The sequence below is a fragment of the Bradyrhizobium sp. USDA 4474 genome (assembly GCF_054057515.1).
Map to the genome: position 1 here is coordinate 5,590,195 of NZ_JBSRZJ010000002.1, position 23,231 is coordinate 5,613,425.

Below are 23,231 nucleotides of genomic sequence, written 5' to 3' on the forward strand. Positions count from 1 at the left end.
ATGAAAGCCGGACTGGCCGTTCTCATCGCCGTACTGTTCGCCACCGGGGCGGCGCTCGCCCAGACCGGGGCGCCAAGCGGGCGCGGGGCCGTGACGGGCGATCCCGCGGCCAGCTCCGCCACCCCGCCAGCGGGCTCGCCAACCACGGGGACTGCCGCCCGGTCGAACCCCAGCGGTAGCGGCACGTCGACCTCCGGCGGGAAGGATGCAAATGGCGACGCCGGCCGGGACAGAATGCCCGACAGCGATCGCAACGTGCGGCCGACGAACCAGCAGCCTCATCCTGAGGACAACAAGTAAGGCCGCTATTTGTCGGCCATGGTGCGCTCCGCATCCTTCAGTTGGGAGCGGAGCGTCGGGAGCTGGTCGCGCGCGAAGGCTGCAAGGGCTGAATTGTCGGCGACCTTCAAATAGCGTTCGAGCAGGCTGATGACGGATTCATACTCGGGGATCTGCGCCGCATAGAAACTTCGGACGTAAGCCGGTCCCTCCGTGTCATCGGGCTTGGCGATGCCGACGCCGGCTGCTTTTGTCTTGCTGACGCGCGGTTCGGTCCCGATGGCGTCCTGAATCTGCTTCAATGCCTTGTCGCGCTTGAGCGCTTCATCGGCGCGGAGCGCGGCGAGGTTCTTGACCTCGGCATTGCCTTTGAGATCGGTGCTCTCCAGCAGGCCTTGCTGGAAGCGGCTGAACGCGTACAGGCCGCTGATGACGTCGGTTGCATCCGGCGCGCGATCGCCGCGGACTTGCTCGCCGGTGCTGTCGGCAAACGCCGCGGTGCTGATGAGGGCCAGGACAACGGCGATAAATATCCGCATGCGGACCAATGACCGCTGGTGCGCGAAGTTCCAGCGGACGTTACGATCCCGTAACGGCGGTTGCGGGGCAGGGGTTCAGTACCCACGTGTCGTCCATGAAACAGTCTGACATCTTCAGGGATAATGCCGAGAACTGCCTGCAACTGGCCGAGCGCTCGGAAGGGAAACCCGCCTATCGGCGCTATTTGCGCATGGCGGACGCCTGGACGGCTTTGGCCAAGGAGCAGGATTGGCTCGATGGCGAAGTCCCGCCCCTTAAGGTTGGAATCCTGGAAAGCCGGAGCGCCTGACCACTCTCTTTTTGTGAATCTGCGTGTGAGGCCGCTCACGGAATGGGCGGCGCCGATCTACGATCATCCGGGAACGGTCGATCGCCTGATTTTTGTTTCCAGAAGGAGGTTTTCGCGATGACTCCACGTCTGGCACTTCTTTCATTCATCTTGGCCTTTGGTGTCTCGGTCGCGTTTGCGGCGGTGACGACGGTTCGCCAGGTGCATCACGAAAATGCATCCGTTGCGGTGCATTCGGCGCATAGCTAGCGCCCGCCTCTCTCGCGCTTCCCTCGGAACATTCGACGCGTCGAAGCGTAGGCGCTTCGACTATCGGAAGAAGCGAGAGGACATCATGGCACATTCCGACCAAGGCATCATCAAGGACAACCGCGCGGAGGAGCAGCCGCGCGACAAGCGGCGCGCGCAGACCGTGCACAAGACCGACCAAAAGCGATCGCCGTCGCGTGAGGCGACGCGCGATCCCAAGCTCAACGACGACAGCAAGACGCCGGGCTCCGGCATGACATCGGACGATTCCGGAGCGGCGCCGAGCGGCTAATCAGGCGAGGAACGATTCCTCTGACGAGGAGTCGACAGATTGCTTCCGGTGACATGCCCCCGGTGCTCCGGAAGCAATTTCCAAGAGCGGCCCTGGCACGCCCCGTGCCGGGGCCGTTTGCCGTTCGCGGGATCAATCCTCGGAATCGCCGTTGCTTTGCACATGCCCGTCGGGCCCCCGGCCGAAGACGCCGAAATCGCTCGACTTGACGCCCGCCACGGCGTCGATGCCCGCCGCGGCCAGCCCAAGCTTGAGCAGTTCGCGGACTGCTGCCGCTCGCGTCGGCATGCGGTGCTTGAATCGGAAATCGTCGATGGCGGCCAGTTCTTCCGGTGCCAGCATGACCTGAAGGCGCTCGGCGCGAAGGTCGTTCATGGTCAATCACACAAATTGAGCCGATTGAGTAGCCTACTCAACCGACGAACTTGATGTGAGTTCCGCAAAACTCCGAAAGTTCGCCAGCTGAGTAACAATCTAAAGTAAATCAATGGGTTATTATTGAAACCAGTTGTGCCGTGGCGCATTCTCTAGGAAAGGGAGATAGGCCATGACAGACGAAGTCAGGTTACCCCGCAAGCTTGCCGATGAGCCGGAAGGATCAAAGCCGGTCCGTCCCAGTCACCAGAAGGTCATCGATCAGGTCGAGCGCTGGGCCAATAGCCCTGGCCTGCAGCCACCGAGGAAGGAAGATGCGAAAGCGGTCTGAGCCCCACACCTTCGAACAGCAACTCGACGCACAGAGACTGCGGCTCGAGCAGGAGTTGTCGCGCCTGTCGGAGGGCAGTGAGCGCGATGCCGTTGCCGCGCGCATCGAGCAGCTTCAGATTGCTGCGGCGATGTACGATTTTCTGGTGCCGCGGGACGAGCCTGTCACGCCTCACTGAGCGCGCTCTGAGCGTTCCGCCTGGATGCCGCGTGAAGTGATGCGGAGCTTTCGCCTCAACAACCATGCGGAGACCGAGACGACCGCCCAGGCCAGGATGGCGGCCAGGAATGCCCCGATCACGCTGGCCGCGACAAGAGCGTAGAAGGTAGCGGCGAACGCCACAAGACCAATGCTCCCCAAGCCGGCCCCCGCAGCATCGAGAGCTGCGGCCTGCTGCCCGCGCCTTCGCCCCGAGAGACCCGCCTTCTCCTTGGCCTGGCGCTCATGGCTTTCGATCAGCGTCGCGCTGGCGCAGAAGATCGCAGGGAGCGCGAGAAAGAGCCCTCCGACGGCGAGGCCAAAGCGTGCAGTCACGGCGCCCGCGAAAACCGTCGCCAATCCGCCCAGCAGGAAGCGAATGCCGTACTCGTACCACCGTGTTTGCTTCAGGGCCGACGATGATAGTTTGACCGGCATCAGGCGTTGCCCCCGAGGCCCGCGAGCAGACCGAAGGCGACCGCAAGCCACACGACTGACGCGACGAGGGTCGCAGGCAGCGCCGCGAGATGAAATCTCATCAGGAGATGGCAGACGGCGAGGCTGTAGCAGCCGAGGGCTATTGCCCCATAGATCATGGTCCAGCTTTCTGCCGCAGCATATCGGGGGCCGTGTTGGACGACGGCGATGCTCAGCGTGGCCAGCGCAACCGATGGCGCCGCGGCGAGGAGGCCGGCAAAGCTCTTGGGCCGCAAGATGTCGCCGAGAATTGCGAAGGCTGACACGATCATGCCGCCGGCGATGAAGCGGAGGAGATACTCGGTCATCGCCGAGCCCGGGACGCCATGCGTGATCGGCCGAGCGTAAGCGGACGTAGAATTCTCTCGATGGCGATGCCCAAGCTGAAGCCGGCCAGCACATCGCTCGCCCAATGCGCAAGCAGGACGACGCGCGTCAGCGAAAGCCCCACGGCGAGAACGCGAACGATCCGCCGCGGCGCTGTCGGAAGCAGGCCAGCGGCGGAGGCGAGGGCGCCCATGTGGACGGCGTGGCCGGACGGAAATGCATCTCGCGATCGCCCCGATAAGGGAACCCCGTGGCAATGGCCCAGAGCCGTCAGCCGATCCGGTCGCGTCTGATCGAACACCGACTTCAGCACATGCGGCAGCGCGGCGGTGACCAGCGACACCAGCACGATGTGATTTGCGGTCGGACGCTGCCTGGGCTCGCGCAGCTGGGCATAGACCCATCCAGCCAGGGCAAGCCCCATCAAGACATGCTCATCGGCTCCCCAGGTCAGCGTCTCGGCTGCATGCTCCAGTTTCGCGTTTGTGTGGTTCGCGATCTCCGTGGCGATCGCATTATCCACGCGTGTCGGTGTTACGGTGAAGAGGGCCATTGATCCAATGTGAACGAGCTATCATCATGACAGTTGCGTTACGCTCGTGTGACAACGGATCTTCTGGCCCACCGGTTCCCTTATGGCTGCCCGGATCCACCGGCTGCGCCATACACCTGTCCCGTCGCATAGCTCGCATCGGCGGCCGCGAGCTGCACGTAAATCGAAGCGAGTTCGGCAGGCTGACCGGGGCGGCCGAGCGGCGTCATGCCGCCGAATTTTTCCAGCTTCTCCATCGTGGCGCCGCCCGACACCTGCAGCGGCGTCCAGATCGGTCCCGGGGCTACGCCATTGACGCGAATGCCCTTGGATGCGAGCTGCTTGGCCAGCGACTTCACGTAATTCATGGTCGCGGCCTTGGTCTGCGCATAGTCGTAGAGATCAGGTGAGGGATCATAGGCTTGCTCGGATGTCGTGCCGACGATGCATGATCCGGGCTTGAGATGCGGCAGCGCCGCCTTGATGATCCAGAATGGCGCATAGATGTTGGTTTTCATGGTCGCGTCGAAATCTTCCGACGAGACGTCGAGGATCGAAGCGCGCGTCTGCTGCCGCGCCGCGTTGTTGACGATGATATCGAGCCCGCCGAGGCCCTGCACGGCCCGCTCGACCAGCGTCTTGCAGAAAGCTTCGTCCTTGAGGTCGCCGGGAATCGCAAGCCCGGTGCGTCCCTCCTTCTTGATCAGCGCGATCACCTCCTGGGCGTCCGGCTCCTCGGCCGGCAGGTAGTTGATGGCGACGTCGGCGCCTTCGCGCGCATAGGCGATCGCCGCAGCCCGGCCCATGCCGGAATCGCCGCCGGTGATCAGCGCCTTGCGGCCAGAAAGGCGGCCAGAGCCCTTGTAGCTGGTCTCGCCGTGGTCGGGCGGCGGCTCCATCTTGCCGGCCAGACCGGGCCACTGCTGCGACTGCTTCTTGAACGGCGGCTTCGGATAGCGGGTGACGGGATCGATCAGGTCCTGCTCGGCCATCGTGTTTCCTTTCGCTGTCGAAGATGCCAGCGAGGCCGCAGCGAGCGTGGCGCTCGCGGCCTGAACGATGTGCCGGCGGGATAGTGAGGTCTTGTCTTGCTGGGCCATGCTGCTCTCCGCGATGTCGCGATCTCAATGCGCCGGGTGCCGCAACGTTGCTAGGAAAGCAAGGACGCCGGCCGAGCCGGCGTCCTCGAGGGGCCCTTCAAAAAAGATTACTTGGACTGACCGACACTCGGCGCCTTGCCGAGTTCCCTGGCCATATCGAGATGGTGCTTGAGCGTCGGCAGGGTCTTGCCGGCCCAGTCCTTCAGCGCGGAATTGTCACCGCCCTTGGCGTAGCGATCGAACAGCGAGATCGCGTCCTCGTGTGCGCTGACCTGGTAGGAATTGTAGTCCGAGCTGAAATCCTTGCCCGAGGCGCTCTTGAGCTTGTCGAGCTTGCTCTGGTGCGAGCTGTCGAGCGCCGTCGGCAACGTGGCTTGCACCTTGCCATCATTGACGAGCGCCTTGAGCTCGCTGCTGGTCTTGGTGTGGTCAGTGACCATCTGTTGCGCGAAGGTTTTCTCCTGCGCATTGCCCTTCTGCTCGGCGAGCTTGCTCGATTCGATCTCGAACATGTCGCTGATGGCGACTTCCTTGACGAAGTCAGCGGTGGCCGGCGCGACTCCCAGCGCGGAGTTGACGCCGGTCTTCTCACCGAGCGACTGGGCGAGGGCAGGGGTTGCGAGCAGCACGCAGGCGGCGACGATGATGGATCGTTTCACGGGCGGACCCTCCAGATTGAGCGCGGCCGTCAGGGCCGCGCGATGTTGCGCCGACCAACACCGCCTTGAGGCGGAGGTTCCTATCAGCTAATCCCTCGGATTCCGGCCGGTACGTCGGTTGATGGGATCGGTGGCCTTCCGGCGCAGCCGTTCCGGCAGGAACGGTTCGGCGGGGGTCGCCGTCGCTTCGGCGCGTACATCCGCGTGGTGCTGCGCCTGCTCATGCGAGGTGCGGTTGTCGTTGATCTGCCGCTTCACGTCGAGGCCGCCGACGGGGTCATTCACGCCATGCTGGGTGTCACGAAAATCGCTCATGGTTCACCTCGTTCCCGGGACATTGCGGGCGTCTTTGCTGAAACCAAGAACAGCGCGTTCCCGGCGATGTTCCTGCGTGGTCGCAGATGCCATCAGGAACGATCGCCCGTTCGAGCCCGTTGATTCACACATTGTCTGAGTGGAGAATCGAAATGTTGAATCAAGGTGAGCTGGACCGCAGCGAGATGGGCCGATTGATCGGCAGCGACAAGGTCGAGGGAACGTCGGTCTACGGCGCCGATCGCAACAAGATCGGTTCAATCGAACGTGTGATGATCGACAAGGTCAACGGCAGGGTATCCTACGCTGTGCTCGGCTTCGGCGGATTTTTGGGCCTCGGCAACGACCATTATCCCCTGCCGTGGCAATCGCTGAAATACGACACCGAGCTCGGCGGCTATGTCACCGGCATCACCGCCAAGTCGCTCGAAGGCGCCCCGAAATATGCTGAGAGCAGCGATTGGAACTGGGGCGACGATGCTGCGCTGCGCGGGATCAATGCCTATTACGGCGTTCCCGTCGCCTGAACGTTTCTGCAGAAAGGAACATCGATGAGCAAGGAACGGCCCACTGACGATCCCCGGGATCGGACCGACTGGGGTTCGCACAGGCAGACGGACACACCCTGGAAGGGCACTCCGGAGAAAGAACAGGGATCGGACAAGGTAAAGCCCGACCTCGAGAAATGGCAGGAATCGAACACGCACTGATGAGTGCGCGGAGCTGGTGAAGCGCGGGCACCCCGGTGACGCGCTTCTTTTTTGCGCAATGCAATCACGAATAGCGGCGTGGCTCCCGAGCCGCGGAACCATGCTTCAATGCTGCGGTTAGGCCTCCCGGCGTGGGCGTATGTCGAGGCCGTTTGCCGAAAAAGTCCCGATCGAGGTGCTCGCAGTGGATGCTCAAACCCGGGAGCATGGGCCGTCCGCGGAGCAACCGCAGAAGGTCGAAGCTCCGAAGAACTCGCCGGAATCAAAGCAGCCGACCAGGGAGCAATCGGGCAAGGCGGACAAGACGCCGTCGCTGCGCGACCGACTTGCCGAGCACTGGTTGCTCGCAACCGTCGGCGCCATCGTGCTGATCGCAGCCTTGGTCGGCGGTCTGCTCTATTGGCTGGATGTCCGCCATTATGAATCGACCGACGATGCTTTCGTCGCCGCGCGCAGCTTTTCCGTGGCCTCGAAGGTCGGCGGCTACGTGACCGACATTCCGGTCACGGACAACCAGCACGTCGGCGCCGGCGATCTTCTCGCCAAGATCGACGAGCGCGATTACCGCATCGCCGTCGATCAGGCCGCGGCGCAGGTCGAGGTTTCCAAGGCCAACATTGCCAATGTCGAGGCGCAAATCGATTCCCAACAGGAGCAGATCAAGCAGGCGCAGGCCCAGCTCGAACAGGCCCGGGCCCAGCTCCAATTCTCGCAGGAGGAATCCGCGCGCGCCCAGGATCTGGTCGAGAAGGGCGCGGGCACCGTGCAGCGCCAGCAGCAGACCCGCTCCGATCTGCAGGCCCAGCAGGCCAACACCGAACGCGCCAACACGGCGGTGATAGCGGCGCAGGTCGGCATCAAGACGCTGCAAGCCCAGCTCGAAGGCGCCAAGGCGCAGCTCGAGCAGTCGCAGGCGCAGCTCGATCAGGCCAGGCTGAACCTGCAATACACCAGCGTCGTCGCCGCGCAGTCCGGCCGCGTGGTCAAGCTCTCCGGCGCCAAGGGCACCTTCGTCACGGCAGGACAGAGCCTGATGATGTTCGTGCCTGACGAGGTCTGGATCGTCGCCAACTACAAGGAAACCCAGCTTGCCGACATGCGGCCCGGCCAGCCGGTCGAGATCCGCATCGATGCCTATCCCGCACGCAAGCTGACCGGCCATGTCGATTCCGTGCAGCCCGGCTCCGGCACCGCGTTCAGCCTGCTGCCGGCCGAGAACGCCACCGGCAATTACGTCAAGGTGGTGCAGCGCGTGCCGGTGAAGATCGTGGTCGACAATTGGCCAGCCGATCTGCCTGTTGGTCCCGGCATGTCGGTCGTGCCCTGGACCAGGGTGCGATGACGGACGCGACGCGGGACGGCGCATCCGCCGGAGGTTGGTCGCCGGAACGCTCGGCGGCCGGCGGGCACAATCCCTATCTCATTGCCTTCGTGGTCTCGATCGCGACCTTCATGGAGGTGCTCGACACCACCATCGCCAACGTCGCGCTGCGCCACATCGCCGGCGGTCTTGCCGTCGGCATCGACGAGAGCACCTACGTCATCACCAGCTATCTCGTCGCCAACGCCATCGTGCTGTCGATCTCGGGCTGGCTGTCGACCGTGATCGGCCGCAAGCGCTTCTACATGATGTGCGTGGCGACGTTTTCGGTGGCGTCGCTGCTGTGCGGCTTCGCCTGGAATCTGGAGGCGCTGGTGCTGTTCCGGATTCTCCAGGGCCTTGGCGGCGGGGGCATGGCCACCAGCGAGCAGGCGATCCTCGCCGACTCCTTTCCGCCGCAGAAGCGTGGACAGGCCTTTGCGATCTACGGCGTCGCCGTGGTCGTCGCGCCGGTGATCGGCCCGACGCTCGGCGGCTGGATCACGGACACCTACAGCTGGCACTGGGTGTTCCTGATCAACGTGCCGATGGGGCTGCTCTCGCTGTTCCTGGTCGGCACGCTGGTCAAGGAGCCGTCCGGCGCGGAAGAGGAGCGGCAGGAACTGCTGAGCAGGGGCCTGCGCGTCGACTATGTCGGCTTCGCGCTGGTCGCGATCGGGCTCGGCTCGCTCGAATTCGTTCTCGACGAAGGCCAGCGCAACGACTGGTTCGGCTCGAACATGATCATCGTCTTCGCGGTGCTGTCGGCTGTGTCGCTGCTCGCGCTGATTCCATGGGAGCTGACGCGTGAGGATCCGATCGTGGACCTCCGTCTGCTCGGCCGCAGCCAGTTCGCCGCCTGCTTCCTGGTCATGCTCGCCACTGGCGCGGTGCTGATCTCGACAACCCAGATTCTGCCGCAGCTGCTCCAGACCGAGTTGAACTACACGGCCACGCTGGCCGGACTCGCCTTGTCGCCCGGCGGGATCGCGACGTTGATATTGATGCCGGTGGTGGGCCGCCTCGTCGGCACGGTTCAGCCGAAATATCTGATCATGTTCGGCGCCGCCATCGTTGCATTGTCGATGTGGCATCTGACCGGAATCAATGGCGACATCACCTACGGCTATGCGGCGCTGTCGCGCATCTTCCTCGCGATGGGTCTGCCCTTCCTGTTCCTGCCGGTGACGACGGCGTCCTATGACGGTGTGCCGCCGGACAAGACCAACCAGGCCTCGGCGCTGATCAACGTCGCCCGCAACATCGGCGGCTCCATGGGTGTCGCGCTGGCGCAGACGGTATTGGCGCAGCGCCAGCAATTCCATCAGAGCCGGCTGATCGAGCACGCCGCGCCGTCCGATCTCGGCTACCAGCAGACCATCGATGCGATGACCCGGTACTTCCAGGCTCAGGGCTCGAATGCGAGTGATGCCGCTTCGCAAGCGGTGGCCTGGGTCGGCAAAACCTTGCAGCAGCAGGTCGACTTCCTCGCTTATATCGACGTGTTCTGGACGCTCGCCATCATCGCGGTGCTGATGATCCCGACGGCCGCCGTGCTGCGTCCGATCGATCTCGGCGCACCGTCGCGGGGGCATTGAGCTCCTTCCGTCATTCGAGCGCAGCGAAGCGATCCGGAGTCGCTCCGCGAAAAGACTCTGCCGCGAGCGCCGCGCAAGGACGATGGTGCGAGACGGAACTCACCCCACCGCTTCCTTCTGCCCCGGCCCCGCATGCACATGCACCTGTTTCGCATGCAGCGGTTCGCCGCATTCGGAGCACACCATGACAGGATCGAACAGCTTGCCGCAGGTCTTGTGCTGGTGCAGCAGCGGGCGGCCGCGCTCGTCGCCCATATGGGTGTCGCCCCAATGCACCATTGCCATGATGACAGGGTAGAAGTCGAGGCCCTTCTGCGTGAGGATGTATTCGTAGCGTTTCGGCGCCTCGGAATAGGGCACGCGCCGCAGGATGCCGAAGCGCACCAGCTTCTTCAGTCGCTCCGAGAGAAGATGCCGGGTGATCTGGAGCGAGGACTGGAACGCCTCGAAGCGGCGCACGCGCAGGAAGCATTCGCGCAGGATCAGGAGCGTCCAGCGGTCCCCGACCACCGCCACGGTGCGCGAGAGCGAGCAGGGCTCTTCCTCCAGCATGTCCCACTTCATGATCCGGTCTCCGGCCTCGATCGCCTAAGTCTGAAAAAGGAACTGACCTGAATGATCAGCGATATTCTAAAAAAAGCTTACCATACGGGGCCTGAATTTGACCCCAGTTCTATTTTAGAACTATAGCCTTCGCTCCAATCACAGACTTTCACCGGAGGAGGCGACCTTGCCCAAGCGAAATGCGACCGTGGCCGTGATCGGGGCCGGCGATTTCATCGGCTCCGAGATCGCGAAGAAATTCGCAGCCGAAGGCTTTTCGATCTACGCCGGCCGCCGCAACGGCGACAAGCTCGCGGCGCTGGTGAGGGACATCGAAGCGGCCGGCGGCGAGATCCACGCGCGCTCGCTGGATGCGCGAAAGGAGGAGGAGATCATCTCCTTCCTCGACGACGCCGACAAGCATGCGCCGCTGGAGGTCTGCATCTTCAATGTCGGCGCCAACGTCAATTTCCCGATCCTCGATACCACCGAGCGCGTGTTTCGCAAGGTCTGGGAGATGGCCTGCTATTCCGGCTTTCTCGCGGGTCGCGAGGCGGCGCGGCTGATGCTGCCGCGCGGCGGCGGCAAGATCTTCTTCACCGGTGCGACGGCGTCCTTGCGCGGCGGCAGCGGCTTTGCCGCGTTTGCCAGCGCCAAATTCGGACTGCGCGCGGTGGCGCAGGCGATGGCACGCGAGCTTGGGCCGAAGAACATCCATGTCGCCCATCTCATCATCGATTCCGGTGTCGACACCGAATGGGTGCGGCAGCGTCGGCTCGAGTCGCTCGGGCCCAACGCGCTCGACAATCCCGATCTGCTGATGCCGCCCTCCGCGGTCGCCGATTCCTATTGGCAGCTCTATCAGCAGCCGAAGAGCGCCTGGACCTTCGAGATGGAGATCCGCCCGTTCGGCGAGAAATGGTGAACACGGCGCCAAAGTCCGGCTAGACTGATCTCGAGCAAAATTCTTGGAGGATCTGTAAGTGAAGACCGCGATCACCGAACTGTTCGGCATCGAGCATCCCATCATCCAGGGCGGCATGCATTTCGTCGGCTTTGCCGAGCTGGCCGCCGCCGTCTCCAATGCCGGCGGCCTCGGCATCATCACCGGGCTCACGCAGAAGACGCCGGAGCTCCTCGCCAGGGAGATCGCCCGCTGCCGTGACATGACCGACAAGCCGTTCGGTGTGAACCTCACCTTCCTGCCGACCTTTGCGGCGCCGCCTTATCCGGAATACATCGCAGCCATCGTCGAGGGCGGCATCAAGGCGGTGGAGACCGCGGGGCGCAGCCCGGAAGCATACATGCCTGCCCTGAAGGCTGCCGGCATCAAGGTCATCCACAAATGCACCTCGGTTCGCCACTCGCTGAAGGCCGAGCGCATCGGCTGCGATGCCGTCAGCGTCGACGGGTTCGAGTGCGGCGGCCACCCCGGTGAGGACGACATCCCCAACATGATCCTGCTGCCGCGCGCGGCGGAGGAGTTGAAGATCCCGTTCGTGGCGTCCGGCGGCATGGCCGATGGGCGCAGCCTCGTCGCGGCGCTGTCGCTGGGTGCATCAGGCATGAACATGGGCACGCGTTTCATCGCGACCAGGGAAGCGCCTGTTCATCAGAACGTGAAGAACGCGCTGGTGGCGGCGACCGAGCTCGACACCCGCCTGATCATGCGGGCGCTGCGCAATACCGAGCGCGTATTGAAGAACGCCAATGTCGATCGCCTGCTCGAGATCGAGCATGCCCGGGGTGACAAGCTCACGATCGACGACATCCACGACCAGGTCGCGGGCGTCTATCCCAAGATCATGCTGGACGGGCAGATGGATGCCGGCGCCTGGAGCTGCGGCATGGTCGCGGGACTCATCCACGATATCCCCTCCTGCAAGGAACTCGTGGATCGCATCATGGATGAAGCGGAACAAATCATCCGCAACCGTCTGATAGGGTTCCTGGATGGGACGGGTACGACGCGAAAGGTCGCGTGACACCGCCAAACTTCTTAACCAAGGCGGCAGTTGACCGCTGGAATTACGCGCGGCGCCTCCTAAATAGGAGCAAATTACTCCTTGACGATCAATTTCAGGAGGCGTCTGTGGTCCTGAAAAGCGTTCCCGTTGCGGTTGCCCTTGCGCTCGTGCTTGCGGTGGGCGGTTTCGCGCGCGCGGACGACTACAAGCCTGACGAATATTTTGGTCTCGATCTCTCCAAGGCGGTCCTGTCGCCGAAGCGGCTCGGGCCCGAGACGCAGTTCGCGCCGGTCGCGCTGGAGGCGAAGGGCGGCAACGAAACACAGGCCCATGCCCAGCCCGTCGACGTGCCGAAGAAGGTTGCGGCCGAACGCGTGCACGTGTCGGAGCCGAAGATCGCTCGCACCAAGGGCACTCAGCCGCGCGGTGCAGCGCGCACCAGGCTCGCGCACCGCCACGGCAATCCGCTGGACGCGCAGGCGATGGACGCGCGCATCCAGACCTGGCCGTGCCGTTCCGGCGGCATCTGCAACTGGAAGCACTGAGCCGGTCCGAGACCGTCACCTCCGCGTCGCAAAACCGTCGGCGCGGAGTCAAGGAAACGTAAGCTAAAGCGGGATGGCTTTAGTCTGAATCGATTTGGGATTCCCAAATCAGTTTGTTTCTGATTCACCATGCTGGCTGGATAGGAGGCCAGCATGGATGGGCAAGCCTTACTCTCTGGATCTCCGTAAACGTGTCGTAGCCGCGATCGAGGGCGGGATGTCGCGCAATCGAGCCGCCAAGCAGTTTGGGGTGGCGATCAGCACGGCCATCGGCTGGATGCAGCGGGTCGAGAAGACCGGCAGCGTTGAGCCTAGCCAGATCGGCGGCTACAAGCCGAAGGCAATTTCGGGCAAGCACGCGGTCTGGCTGTCACAACGGATCAAGGATGGCGATTTCACCATACGCGGTCTCGTTGCCGAGCTTGCCGGACGTGGCCTGAAGGTCGACTACCACTCGGTGTGGGACTTCGTACATGCCGAGAAGCTCAGCTTCAAAAAAAAGCGTGGCGGCTGGCGAGCGCGATCGACCTGAGGTCGCGCGGCGGCGAGCCCAGTGGACAAAGTATCAAGATCGCGTCGAAGCTGAGCGGCTGGTCTTCATCGACGAGACCTGGACCAGGACCGATATGGCACCCTTGCGGGGATGGGCGCCGCGCGGGCACAGACTACACACCAAGGTTCCCCACGGCCGCTGGAAGACCATGACCTTCCTGGCGGCCCTGCGCCATGACCGGATCGAGGCGCCATGGTTCATCGAGGGGCCGATCGACGGCGTGAGCTTTCGCATCTATGTCGAGAAGGTTCTTCTGCCCGTCCTTCGACCCGGCGATATCGTCATCCTGGATAACCTCGGCAGCCACAGGAGCAAGGCAGTTCGCCAGCTCATCCGTTCGGTCGGTGCCAAGCTGTTTTTCCTGCCAAAATACTCGCCCGACCTGAACCCGATCGAACAGGTCTTTGCCAAGCTCAAGCATCTGCTCCGCAAAGCCGCCGCGCGAACCGTCGACGCAGTCTGCGCCGCAATCGGCCACGCCCTCGACGCCTTCACCTCCGAGGAATGTGCCAACTACCTCAAAAACTCAGGCTATCGAACTTAATGCCATCAGGCTTTAGCCGTCAAACGGCGCAGGCACCTTCCGTCGCGAATCGACGAAGGTCTCCTGAATGGCAACGCTCCGCGCCCCGGGCGCATGGACTCGGCGGCAGTTCTTGGTTCGCTCCGCGTCCTCACTCGCCGCCGCCTCGCTCGCAAAACCTTCCATCAGTCGCGCCGCTGACCGCCCGCAGGTCACGGGCGGGATTCAATCCGGCGACGTCTCGGACGGCGCTGCCGTGATCTGGGCCCGTTCCGACCGGCCCGCCCGGATGCGGGTGGAGTGCTCGACCGTCGAGAGCTTCAGGACGATCATTGCGTCAGCGTCGCGCGAGGCTCTGCCGGATGCCGATTTCACCGCAAAGCTGCGGCTCGACGATTTGCCCGCCGGGCAGGACATCTTCTACCGCGTGCGGTTCGACGACCTCGCGACCGGTCTCGCCGGCGAAAGCCGCGTCGGCCATTTCCGCACCGCGCCGCTTGCAGGACAATCAATCTCGTTCGTATGGTCGGGCGACGTCGCAGGACAAGGCTGGGGCATCGATAGCTCGCGCGGCGGCTATCGCAGCTATCGCACCATGCTTGAGAACCGTCCGGATTTCTTCATCCACTCCGGCGATCACATCTATGCCGATTGCACGATCCCGTGCGAGCAGAAGCTGCCGAACGGTGAGATCTGGCGCAACGTCGTGACCGAGGAAAAATCGGAAGTCGCGCATACGCTGGCGCAATTCCGTGGCAACTACAAATACAACCACCTCGACGAGAACTTCCGCGCGTTCCATGCGGAGGTGCCGATGTTCGCGCAATGGGACGATCACGAGGTCACCAACGATTGGTCGCCGACCGGCAGCTACGACGAGGCCGGCTATGAGGACGACGGCACGCCGCGCCTGGTCGCGCGCGCCCGTCGCGCCTTCTTCGATTTCATGCCGATCCGCAATGTCGGCGCGCGGCCGGGGCGCGTGTATCGCAAGATTCCCTACGGCCCGCTGCTCGACGTCTTCATGATCGACATGCGCAGCTATCGCGACGAAACCTGGAACAAGGGCCATGATCATCGTGGCTGGATTCTGGGTGCCGAGCAGCTCGCCTGGCTGAAGCGCGAGCTCGCCGCCTCGCGCGCGACCTGGAAGGTGATTGCGGCCGATTTGCCGATTGGCCTGATCAGTCTCGATGCCGTGGCCCTCGGCGACGGCCCGCCTGACCGGCGCGAGCACGAGATCGCCGATCTGCTCGCATCCATCAAGCGCGCCGGGGTCCGCAACATCGTCTGGCTCACCGCCGACATGCACTACACGGCTGCCCACTACTATGATCCAAACAGAGCGCAATTCAGCGATTTCGAGCCGTTCTGGGAGTTCGTCTCCGGTCCGCTGCATGCCGGCACCTGGGGGCCGGGCGAACTCGACGACACGTTTGGCCCGGTCGCGATGTACCGGAACGGCGCCAGCGAAAGCCAGGGCGAGAACCTCGCGCCCTGCTTCGGCCTGCAATTCTTCGGCCGTGTGGACATCGACGGTGGGAGCGGCGTGATGACCGTGACCTTGAAGGACGTCGGCAACCGCGACCTCTGGTCGGTCGACCTCGTGCCGCAGCCGCAGGCCCGTCCGGCCGTGGTGGCGCAGCATTCGTGAGGGGCCGCTGGTTGTCCAACCTCTCCCGCGAGCGCGGGGCAATCGCACACGGTGTGCAGGATGCAGCATCGGCAGCGGGCTCCCTGTCCCGCAAGCGGGAGAGGCGGAGCCCGCGCACGATGCGTTCGTATGCGATGGCCTGCCCCGCAAGCGGCAGGGAGGCTCCTAACCCGATCTTGATTGGCCGTCACGTGCCTGTCGCGCTATGATGCCCGTTCCCGCCACCTCTTTTCCATCATCGAAGAGTCTGCTCACGCGGCATCGCCGCGTGCATCCGGCGGCTGGAATACCTCAGGAGCCTGTTCAATGGACCATCTGAAAACACGGGGCATCAGCATGCCCAAGCTCGGCCTCGGCACCTTCCGCATGCAGGGCGATGCCTGCCGCGATGCGGTCGAGGGCGCGCTGTCGATCGGCTATCGCCACATCGACACCGCCGAAATGTATGCCAACGAGGATGCGATCGGTGCCGCGCTCGCGACGGCCTCCGTGCCGCGCGGCGAACTGCATGTCACGACCAAGGTCTGGCACGAGAATCTCACGCCGGATGCGATCCGCCGCGCCTTCGATGCCAGCCTGACCAAGCTAAGGCTCGATCACGTCGACCTCTATCTCGTGCATTGGCCGTCGAGATCGGCGAACTGGGGCGCGGTATTCGAGGCGCTGATGAAGCTGAAGGAAGAGGGGCGGACGCGCGCGATCGGCGTCGCCAATTTCACCACGGCGCTGCTCAAGATCGCGGTCGAGGACGTCAGGGCGCCGATCGCCTGCAATCAGGTCGAATATCACGCGATGCTGGATCAATCGAAGGTGCTGGCCTATCTCAAGGCGACGTCGATCCCGCTCGTCGCCTATTGCCCGCTCGCGCAGGGACGTTTTGCGACCGATCCGGTGCTTGTCGAAATCGGCGCGAAGCACAATGCGAGCGCCGCGCAGGTCGCGCTGAAATGGCTGCTCGACCAGGACGGCGTCGCCGCCATCCCGAAGGCGTCACGCCGCGAGAGCCAGCAGGCCAATCTCGACGCCCTGAAGATCAAGCTGGACGATGCCGATCGCAAGAAGATCGCTTCTCTCCCGAAGGACAAGCGTTGCGTCAATCCCGGGTTCGCGCCGGCATGGGATTAGTGCCTTTTACCCTCTTCCTTGTGGGAGAGGTAGCTTTGCGAAGCCGGGTAAGGGGTCTCTATCCTTACGGACAATCTTTCGAATGGAAAGAACTCCTCATCCGGCGCTTCGCGCCACCTTTTCCCACACCCAGGAGCGCACGTGGCAGAACGCAGTCGGCCAAAGACTTGCGGGCGATTGAGCCTCCACAATTCAGCTGATACATGTTGGCTTGTGGCCCAGGCTGTGTGAAAACGCTCTGTTTGGCGTGATTCGCGCGATAAGATTCCCCGCGATTTGCGGGGAATCCGATGAAGCGCTTTGTCGAAGGGTTGGATCGCGGCCAGAACACCCTGTTTCCGGCCTCGCTCGATGACTATGTGACCGAGGATAATCCGGTGCGAGCGGTCGATGTGTTCGTCGACAGTCTTGATCTCGACAAGCTCGGGTTCGACGGTGTGCAACCACTCGACACCGGCCGTCCGAGCTATCACCCCAGCACGATGCTCAAACTCTACGTCTACGGCTATCTCAATCGGATTCCGTCGAGCCGGCGCCTGGAGCGGGAATGCCAGCGCAACATCGAGATGATCTGGTTGACCGGGCAACTGGCGCCGGACTTTAAAACCATTGCGGACTTCCGCAAGGATAATGGCAAGGCCATTCGTGAGGTCTGTCGCGAGTTCGTCGCGCTATGCCGCAAGCTAGATCTGTTCAGTGCAGCTAGCGTTGCCATTGATGGATCAAAGTTCAAAGCTGTCAATGCACGGGACAAGAACTTTACCGAGGCCAAGATGAAGAGGCGCCTTGAGCGGATCGATGAGAGCATCACCCGCTACCTCTCACAGCTTGAAACCGCCGATCGCCATGGCGATGCAGTGCCGGAGGCGAAGGTTGAGCGGTTGAAAGGCAAGATCGAAAAGCTCAAAGAGGAGATCGTTCGGCTCAACGCGATCAACGAGGAGATGATGAAGAGCGATGACAAGCAGATCTCGCTCTCCGATCCTGACGCGCGCTCGATGGCCACAAGTGGCAAGGATACCGGCATAGTCGGCTACAACGTGCAGATGGCAGTTGATACGCAGCATCATCTCATTGTGGCCCACGAGGTGACCAACGTGGGCAGCGATCGGCAACAGCTCGCGAACATGGCGAGGCAAGCGCGTGACGAGATGGTTGTCGAGACGATCGATGCCGTCGCTGATCGCGGCTACTACAACGGCGAAGAGATCCGTGCCTGCGAGGAGACAGGCATCACGGTCACATTGCCAAAACCGCTGACCTCAGGAGCGAAGGCCGCAGGCCGTTTTGGCAAGCAGGACTTCATCTATGTTGCGGCCGAGGACATCTATCGCTGCCCTGCCGGCGATCGGTTGACGTACCGCTTCACCGGTCAGGAGGACGGCAAGATGCTGCGCCGTTACTGGACGACCGCTTGCCAAAGCTGCTCGCTCAAAGCGCAGTGTACGACTGGCCCCGAGCGACGTATCGCGCGGTGGGAGCACGAGGCTGTGCTGGAGAGGGTTCAGCAGCGGCTTGACCAAGATCCCAACAAGATGACTTTGCGTCGTCAAACGGCCGAGCACCCGTTCGGGACCATAAAGGCCTGGATGGGGGCAACGCACTTCGTGATGCGAAGACAGCACAAAGTCGCGACCGAGATGGCGCTCAATGTGCTCGCCTACAATCTAAAACGTGTAATAGCCATTCTGGGCTGCCGAACACTGCTGGAAGCGATGCAGACGTAGAGGAGTTTGCGCTCGAACCAACTCCAGACTCGAAGCCCGGTCCCGGGCCTCTCGACCTGTCACTCGACAAAAAGGGTTATCGCACAGCCTGGGCCCGCTGCTGACATTCACGCGAACCACCGCTGCGTCCGCTATCAGGCGTAGACCGGGCCGGCCCTGAAACAGGTTTGAAGTCGCAGTTTGACCCTGAACGGACATCTGCCCATCTACCCATGGGTCCCAATAAGCTGTAGATTGCCCACGATGTCCCGCTGATCGTCATCCCACGCGGCCGCCGGGGGGACCGAATGCATCAAGTGAAGCGGCGAGACGTCTTGGCTCTGCTCGGAAGCGTGCCAGCGGCATGGCCGCTGCTCACCTTCGCCGAGGCGCCCGAACGCATGCGGCGGATCGGTGTCGTGATGGCCTACGCGGAGGAGGACCCCAACGGGCAGATACAGATCGGGGCCTTCCGAGAACATCTACCGAAACTTGGCTGGATCGAGGGCAGCAATGTCACCATTGACGTTCGATATGCAAGGGGTGATCCGGCGCGCGCTCGGGAAATGGCTGCCGAGCTGCTCCGGCAGAGGCTCGACTTGATTGTGTCCAATTCCAACCTGGTCACTACCATACTTCAGACGCAGGTCCGCACGATCCCGCTTGTGTTCGTATCAGTCTCCGATCCTGTCGGTAGTGGCTTTGTCAAGGATCTGGCGAGGCCGGGTGGCAACATCACCGGCTTTGCCAATTTCCCGCCTTCCATGGGAAGCAAATGGCTGGAGAAACTGCACGAGGTGGCGCCGCAGGCCGAGCGCGTCGGACTGCTTCTGCACCCGGAGCCGCCAAATCTCGGGTATCTCAAGTCGGCTCAAGAGGCAGCGCCGTTGCTTAATTTGAGGCTGGTTGACCTCAGGGTGCATGACCGCGCCGAAATTGAAAGCGCTTTCACGACATTTGTAGGCGACGCTCGCAGCGGTTTGATCGTCGCGCCCAATATCGTCAGCTTCGCGAATAGCGCTCTCATTGTAGCGTTGGCCGCGAAGTATCGGTTGCCCTCGATTTATCCGTTTGCTTTTTTTGCCAGGGAGGGTGGGCTGATTTCTTACGGGTTCGACGAGCGCGAGCAATTTCGGCAAGGCGCCGTCTATGTCGATAAGATCCTAAGGGGCGCAAAGCCCGCCGAACTACCTGTGCAGTATCCGACGAAATTCGAGATTGTGGTCAATCTTAAGACCGCGAAAGCGCTTGGGCTTGATGTGCCTTTGCAAGTTCAGCAATTCGCCGACACCATCATCGAATGAGCCGGTCCAGCAATAGCGACCAACGTGATCGAAGGACGCGACGTCGCCTACTGGCCCATCGCTGACCTTCACGCGAACCAACACGGCATCCGCTATCCAGCGTAGACCGGACCAGCCCTGAAGCAGGTTTCAAGTCGCAGTTTGACCCAATTCGGACATGGGCTGTGCGGACTATCACTTGGTCGGTTAAGTCGGTAGAGTGCCACCGGGATGAGGGCGGTATGCGGCGGCGGGACTTTCTAACTCTTGCAGGTGCGGTGGCGTGGCCGCTTGCGGCGCGTGCGCAGCCAGCGGAAATGCCGGTGATCGGCTATCTATCTGAGAACACTCTTTCGGCAAATTTACACGCGGCCTTCCTGCGGGGGATGGCTGCGTTAGGCTACGTAGAAGGCAAAAACCTCCTAATCGAGGACCGACACAAGCCGCAGTCATTGCCTGAAGCTGCGGCTGATCTGGTTCGTCGTAAGGTGAACGTCATTTTCGCGTCAAACCCGGGCGCGCTTTCCGCCGCCATCAAAGCCACGACCAGCATACCTGTGGTTGGAATGGATTTGGAGAGCGACCCCGTTGCGAAAGGATACGTTCAAAGTATTGCCCGCCCAGGCGGCAATATCACGGGAGTGTTTTTAGATATCCCTGAGCTGTGCGGAAAGCAGCTAGGTCTGCTGAAGGAAATCGTTCCCGGGCTATCTCGCATAGCCATCTTTGGCATCCCCGGCCACAACGCGCCGCAATTCGCAGCAACTGAGGCGGCGGCGGGGGCGGTCGGGGTCAAGGCCGAAGTTCTGGAGGTCAAGGTCGCTGATGATTTAGAGGGCGCTTTGGAGGAGGCCAGAGTGCGGCCGGTCGAAGCCGGTATCTTGTTGCCATCCCCTTTCACGTTCCAGTATTCGAAGCTGATCGCGGAATTCGCGCGCGCCAAACGGCTCCCGCTCATTTCCTTGTTCGCCGAGTTTCCAAGAAACGGCGGCCTCATGGGTTATGGACCGAACTTGGACGACTTGTATCGAAGATGCGGAGAGTACGTCGGCAAGGTTTTGCACGGTGCAAAACCAAGCGAGTTACCGCTACAGCGTCCGGAGACGTTTGATCTGATCATCAACGTCAAGACTGCAACGGCGATTGGTGTCGAGTTGCCAGCACGTCTTCAACTGCTCGCCAATGAGCTGGTCGAATAGAGTTCGGACTTCCGCTGTTGGCCCGCTGCTGACCTTCACGCGCACCCCCGCAGCGTCCGCTATCCGGCGTAAACCGGATCAGCCCTGAAATAGGGTTGAAGTCGCAGTTTGACCCATTGCCGACGTCAGACCGCACCATAGAAGTGTCGATATTGCCAAGCGGCTTCCTTTTGCAATTGAGATTCAGACCACGACTGGTTCTGGAAGCGCATAATCCAGGTCGCAAGTGCCTCTCCGAGCGTTGGCGAGATCGAAAGGCCGGCGACATTACATCCACTCGCAAAATAGAAACCTGTTGCTCCGGGAGCTGGGCCGAGAACATGATGGCCGTCAGCGGTCATTGTCGGAATGCCGCCACGAAATTCCCGCACCTGAGCGGTTTCCAGGACTGGGAGCTGATCCTTGACGTCAGTCGCGGCGGCACGAAGCACTTCGATGTCGAGCGGCATATCCTTCACATCGAAGCTCGCTCCCAACGACTGCATATCGAAAAATTGGGGCCTTTCCTCGTAGACGCCCCAAAGCAAGCCACCGTGACAGGGACGCGCATACACGGCGGCATCCATGATTCGAACCATGGGCAGATCAGCACGCACGCCATCCAAAGGCTCCGTGATGATCAGTTGCTGTCGGGTCGGCACCAACGGCACGCCAATCCCGCTTGCCTCCGCTACCTGTCGCGTCCATGCACCGGCCGCATCGACAACGATCGGGCTTTCAATGATACCTTTCGCGGTGGTTACGCCGGTCACGTTGCCGGCCGTAATATTGACAGCAAGTACGTCCGTCTTCGGAAGTAAGGTGGCGCCCTGAGCCGCAGCGGCTCTGGCAAACCCGACAGCCACCTGCGCCGGATCGAAATACCTGTCGTCACCGATTCTCATCGCCGCTACCACGCCTGTCGGCTTCAAGAATGGATTGAGGCGACTGGCCTGCTCTGGAGAGATCAGATCGACATCAAGCCCCATGCGGCGGCCGCGCTCAAGGTCGTCCTTGATAACCTCCGCATCTTGCGGGCGACGCGCGATCCTCAGGCTGCCCGAATGCACCCAATCTAGAGGCTGGCCGGTTTCTTCCGTGAACGTTTCGATCTTCCGGCATGCGTCCTTGATGAGGCCTATCATCAAGTCGCCCTTGCGAACGCAGCTCACCATACCAGCGGCGCGAGGCGACGTTTGCGATCCGATATCATGCTTATCGATGAGGACGCCTCTGAAACCCTTGCGTTTACTCAGGTAGTAGGCAGTCGCCGCGCCCAGGGCGCCAGAACCAATGACAATCGCGTCGGCCTTGCTAATCATGGTGCAATGCCCTCGAAATGCGATGGCGACGAAAGACTAACACGCGGCGAGGGCGCTGACCATTGCGATCCTTTCAGTAGGTAAGGTCAGCTGTTGGCCCATCTGCGAAGTTGCGCCGCGTCCGACGGAAGTCCGCTCATCGCGGCAGAGCGGACCTGATTTGCTCAACCTGAGTTCTTCGCAGTTTGACCCAAACCCGACATCGGTCGGGTCGAAATCCCGCGCGCAACGGTTCCTGCTGCGCCTTGAGTTGATACGTGAACCTCGCAGCAGCCGAACCATACTCACATTCATGGACGCTAATATTGATTCGGGGACAGTAGGAGAGTGTGCCGTGCTGGTGCTGCGTTGGATTTCGCTGATCGCGGCGAGGGGGCTTTGGCTGATGCCATTGCTGGCGCAGGAGCGCGGTCGCGTTAGGCCGGCTCATTCCGACATCGTATTGATGAAAAGCAAGGAGGGAACATGCGCAAATCCGTCCGTGGTACCTTTGTCGCCGTGCTAGGTGTTGCCTTTATCGGTGCAACCCTCACACCAATTGCAGCAGAGGAGCCTTACAAGGCTCAACTCGACACCTTGCGAAAATCGCTGGAGAAATATCAGGACTACAAGGCAGCCGTGCGCGACCGCTACCTGTCGACGGTGGGCTGCGTGCATTATTCCGGGGAGAAAGTACCGCACCGCATGGAGTATGCCAAAGGCGCTATGGGAGTGCACTTTGCCAATGTCACAGTGCAGGGCGCTCCTGATCCGATGAAGCCCAACGTATTGATCTACGAACCCGTGGGCAAGGAATTGAAGCTCGTGGCTGTCGAGTGGCTGGTGCCTCTAACGGCCGATACCAAGCAGCGCCCCTCTCTCTTCGACCAGCCCTTCATGGGCCCGATGGAAGGACACTGGCCGCTCATTCCAAAGGAGTTTGTACATTATGATTTGCATGCCTGGTTGTTCAAAGAGAACCCGCTCGGCATGTTTGCGCCCACCAATCCGAATGTTAGCTGCGAGGGCTACGACTTTTCCCTGCTGGAAGAGCCGACCATGATGGTGCCGGGCCCATAAACAAATCGCGAGGTCAGCTTGGCCCATAGCCGACGCAGATCGATGCCGGCTGTTCGCCGCTGTTGGAGCAGAGCAGGCCTGGCAGATTGATGCGTACCGATTTGCGCGCACAGAAAATGGCCCCTTGCGGGGCCATTTCCAG

29 protein-coding genes are annotated in these 23,231 nt (G+C 62.0%); 19 read left to right on the forward strand and 10 right to left on the reverse strand.

Annotation, left to right across the window (positions count from 1 at the left end):
* A complete protein-coding gene (locus tag ACVW16_RS27900; protein WP_456702249.1) occupies positions 1-300 on the forward strand; it encodes a hypothetical protein in 300 nt (99 codons plus the stop codon).
* A 5-nt stretch (positions 301-305) separates the two neighbouring features.
* Here the strand turns inward: ACVW16_RS27900 and ACVW16_RS27905 are convergent, their stop codons facing one another.
* Positions 306-818, reverse strand: coding sequence for a DUF4142 domain-containing protein (locus ACVW16_RS27905; protein ID WP_456737950.1), 513 nt, complete (start codon positions 816-818; stop codon positions 306-308).
* A gap of 8 nt (positions 819-826) precedes the next feature.
* Between ACVW16_RS27905 and ACVW16_RS27910 the strand changes: the two genes are divergently transcribed.
* From ACVW16_RS27910 to ACVW16_RS27920, 3 genes are all read left to right on the forward strand, one after another.
* Entirely contained in the window at positions 827-1,108 is a 282-nt protein-coding gene (locus ACVW16_RS27910) for a hypothetical protein (protein ID WP_456737951.1), read from the forward strand.
* A 117-nt stretch (positions 1,109-1,225) separates the two neighbouring features.
* Positions 1,226-1,357 (forward strand): hypothetical protein, encoded by a 132-nt coding sequence (locus tag ACVW16_RS27915; RefSeq protein WP_456702252.1) that lies wholly within the window; start codon positions 1,226-1,228, stop codon positions 1,355-1,357.
* Between the two features lie 85 nt (positions 1,358-1,442).
* A complete protein-coding gene (locus ACVW16_RS27920; protein WP_456737952.1) occupies positions 1,443-1,649 on the forward strand; it encodes a hypothetical protein in 207 nt (68 codons plus the stop codon).
* Between the two features lie 132 nt (positions 1,650-1,781).
* Here ACVW16_RS27920 and ACVW16_RS27925 read toward each other — a convergent pair whose 3' ends face one another.
* Complete coding sequence (locus tag ACVW16_RS27925; RefSeq protein WP_456702254.1) at positions 1,782-2,024, reverse strand: hypothetical protein; 243 nt, start codon at positions 2,022-2,024, stop codon at positions 1,782-1,784.
* 172 nt (positions 2,025-2,196) lie between these two features.
* Between ACVW16_RS27925 and ACVW16_RS27930 the strand changes: the two genes are divergently transcribed.
* Together ACVW16_RS27930 and ACVW16_RS27935 are read left to right on the forward strand one after the other, a co-directional pair.
* Positions 2,197-2,355: a hypothetical protein gene (locus ACVW16_RS27930; RefSeq protein WP_456702255.1), complete on the forward strand. Its 159-nt coding sequence runs from the start codon at positions 2,197-2,199 to the stop codon at positions 2,353-2,355.
* Entirely contained in the window at positions 2,339-2,533 is a 195-nt protein-coding gene (locus ACVW16_RS27935) for a hypothetical protein (RefSeq protein ID WP_456702256.1), read from the forward strand. Before ACVW16_RS27930 ends, ACVW16_RS27935 begins: the two co-directional genes overlap by 17 nt.
* Here the strand turns inward: ACVW16_RS27935 and ACVW16_RS27940 are convergent.
* The 6 genes from ACVW16_RS27940 to ACVW16_RS27965 form a co-directional block, all read right to left on the reverse strand.
* Positions 2,527-2,991, reverse strand: coding sequence for a DUF3147 family protein (locus ACVW16_RS27940; protein WP_456737953.1), 465 nt, complete (start codon positions 2,989-2,991; stop codon positions 2,527-2,529). The genes ACVW16_RS27935 and ACVW16_RS27940 overlap by 7 nt on opposite strands.
* Complete coding sequence (locus ACVW16_RS27945) at positions 2,991-3,338, reverse strand: DUF3147 family protein (RefSeq protein WP_456737954.1); 348 nt, start codon at positions 3,336-3,338, stop codon at positions 2,991-2,993. The genes ACVW16_RS27940 and ACVW16_RS27945 overlap by 1 nt, the downstream gene beginning before the upstream one ends.
* Positions 3,335-3,910, reverse strand: coding sequence for a phosphatase PAP2 family protein (locus ACVW16_RS27950; RefSeq protein WP_456702259.1), 576 nt, complete (start codon positions 3,908-3,910; stop codon positions 3,335-3,337). The genes ACVW16_RS27945 and ACVW16_RS27950 overlap by 4 nt, the downstream gene beginning before the upstream one ends.
* An 80-nt stretch (positions 3,911-3,990) precedes the next feature.
* Positions 3,991-4,881 carry an SDR family oxidoreductase gene (locus ACVW16_RS27955; protein WP_456738321.1) on the reverse strand — a complete coding sequence of 297 codons (891 nt, stop codon included), beginning with the start codon at positions 4,879-4,881 and terminating at the stop codon, positions 3,991-3,993.
* Positions 4,882-5,096: 215 nt separating this feature from the next.
* Positions 5,097-5,648 (reverse strand): DUF4142 domain-containing protein, encoded by a 552-nt coding sequence (locus tag ACVW16_RS27960; protein ID WP_456702260.1) that lies wholly within the window; start codon positions 5,646-5,648, stop codon positions 5,097-5,099.
* A gap of 87 nt (positions 5,649-5,735) precedes the next feature.
* Positions 5,736-5,963 carry a hypothetical protein gene (locus ACVW16_RS27965; RefSeq protein WP_456702261.1) on the reverse strand — a complete coding sequence of 76 codons (228 nt, stop codon included), beginning with the start codon at positions 5,961-5,963 and terminating at the stop codon, positions 5,736-5,738.
* Between the two features lie 152 nt (positions 5,964-6,115).
* On the opposite strand from ACVW16_RS27965, the gene ACVW16_RS27970 reads away from it, so the two are divergent.
* The 3 genes from ACVW16_RS27970 to ACVW16_RS27980 all read left to right on the forward strand — a co-directional run bounded on the left by ACVW16_RS27970 (position 6,116) and on the right by ACVW16_RS27980 (position 9,631).
* Positions 6,116-6,490, forward strand: a complete 375-nt coding sequence (locus ACVW16_RS27970; protein WP_456737955.1) for a PRC-barrel domain-containing protein — start codon at positions 6,116-6,118, stop codon at positions 6,488-6,490.
* 367 nt (positions 6,491-6,857) lie between these two features.
* On the forward strand, positions 6,858-8,015 hold the full coding sequence (locus ACVW16_RS27975) for an HlyD family secretion protein (protein WP_456705202.1): 1,158 nt from the start codon (positions 6,858-6,860) through the stop codon (positions 8,013-8,015).
* Entirely contained in the window at positions 8,012-9,631 is a 1,620-nt protein-coding gene (locus ACVW16_RS27980) for a DHA2 family efflux MFS transporter permease subunit (protein ID WP_456737956.1), read from the forward strand. Before ACVW16_RS27975 ends, ACVW16_RS27980 begins: the two co-directional genes overlap by 4 nt.
* Before the next feature lie 99 nt (positions 9,632-9,730).
* Here ACVW16_RS27980 and ACVW16_RS27985 read toward each other — a convergent pair whose 3' ends face one another.
* Entirely contained in the window at positions 9,731-10,195 is a 465-nt protein-coding gene (locus tag ACVW16_RS27985; protein WP_456702264.1) for a winged helix-turn-helix transcriptional regulator, read from the reverse strand.
* A 166-nt stretch (positions 10,196-10,361) separates the two neighbouring features.
* On the opposite strand from ACVW16_RS27985, the gene ACVW16_RS27990 reads away from it, so the two are divergent.
* The 9 genes from ACVW16_RS27990 (at position 10,362) to ACVW16_RS28030 (ending at position 20,729) form a co-directional block, all read left to right on the forward strand.
* Positions 10,362-11,099 (forward strand): SDR family oxidoreductase, encoded by a 738-nt coding sequence (locus tag ACVW16_RS27990; RefSeq protein ID WP_456737957.1) that lies wholly within the window; start codon positions 10,362-10,364, stop codon positions 11,097-11,099.
* A 58-nt stretch (positions 11,100-11,157) separates the two neighbouring features.
* Positions 11,158-12,159: an NAD(P)H-dependent flavin oxidoreductase gene (locus ACVW16_RS27995; RefSeq protein WP_456702266.1), complete on the forward strand. Its 1,002-nt coding sequence runs from the start codon at positions 11,158-11,160 to the stop codon at positions 12,157-12,159.
* A gap of 107 nt (positions 12,160-12,266) precedes the next feature.
* A complete protein-coding gene (locus ACVW16_RS28000; protein ID WP_456737958.1) occupies positions 12,267-12,686 on the forward strand; it encodes a hypothetical protein in 420 nt (139 codons plus the stop codon).
* A 157-nt stretch (positions 12,687-12,843) separates the two neighbouring features.
* A protein-coding gene (locus ACVW16_RS28005; RefSeq protein WP_456704075.1) for an IS630 family transposase occupies positions 12,844-13,783 on the forward strand; the annotation gives its coding sequence in 2 pieces (ribosomal slippage) (positions 12,844-13,179 and positions 13,181-13,783; 939 coding nt in all).
* A 67-nt stretch (positions 13,784-13,850) separates the two neighbouring features.
* Positions 13,851-15,416 carry an alkaline phosphatase D family protein gene (locus tag ACVW16_RS28010; protein WP_456737959.1) on the forward strand — a complete coding sequence of 522 codons (1,566 nt, stop codon included), beginning with the start codon at positions 13,851-13,853 and terminating at the stop codon, positions 15,414-15,416.
* A gap of 306 nt (positions 15,417-15,722) precedes the next feature.
* A complete protein-coding gene (locus tag ACVW16_RS28015; protein WP_456737960.1) occupies positions 15,723-16,541 on the forward strand; it encodes an aldo/keto reductase in 819 nt (272 codons plus the stop codon).
* A 290-nt stretch (positions 16,542-16,831) separates the two neighbouring features.
* Complete coding sequence (locus ACVW16_RS28020; RefSeq protein ID WP_456802190.1) at positions 16,832-18,268, forward strand: IS1182 family transposase; 1,437 nt, start codon at positions 16,832-16,834, stop codon at positions 18,266-18,268.
* A gap of 287 nt (positions 18,269-18,555) precedes the next feature.
* Positions 18,556-19,551: an ABC transporter substrate-binding protein gene (locus ACVW16_RS28025; RefSeq protein WP_456737961.1), complete on the forward strand. Its 996-nt coding sequence runs from the start codon at positions 18,556-18,558 to the stop codon at positions 19,549-19,551.
* A 221-nt stretch (positions 19,552-19,772) separates the two neighbouring features.
* On the forward strand, positions 19,773-20,729 hold the full coding sequence (locus ACVW16_RS28030) for an ABC transporter substrate-binding protein (protein ID WP_456737962.1): 957 nt from the start codon (positions 19,773-19,775) through the stop codon (positions 20,727-20,729).
* 125 nt (positions 20,730-20,854) lie between these two features.
* Here ACVW16_RS28030 and ACVW16_RS28035 read toward each other — a convergent pair whose 3' ends face one another.
* Positions 20,855-22,030 (reverse strand): NAD(P)/FAD-dependent oxidoreductase, encoded by a 1,176-nt coding sequence (locus ACVW16_RS28035; protein ID WP_456737963.1) that lies wholly within the window; start codon positions 22,028-22,030, stop codon positions 20,855-20,857.
* Positions 22,031-22,495: 465 nt separating this feature from the next.
* Between ACVW16_RS28035 and ACVW16_RS28040 the strand changes: the two genes are divergently transcribed.
* Positions 22,496-23,089 (forward strand): hypothetical protein, encoded by a 594-nt coding sequence (locus ACVW16_RS28040; protein ID WP_456737964.1) that lies wholly within the window; start codon positions 22,496-22,498, stop codon positions 23,087-23,089.
* Positions 23,090-23,231: the final 142 nt, after the last annotated feature.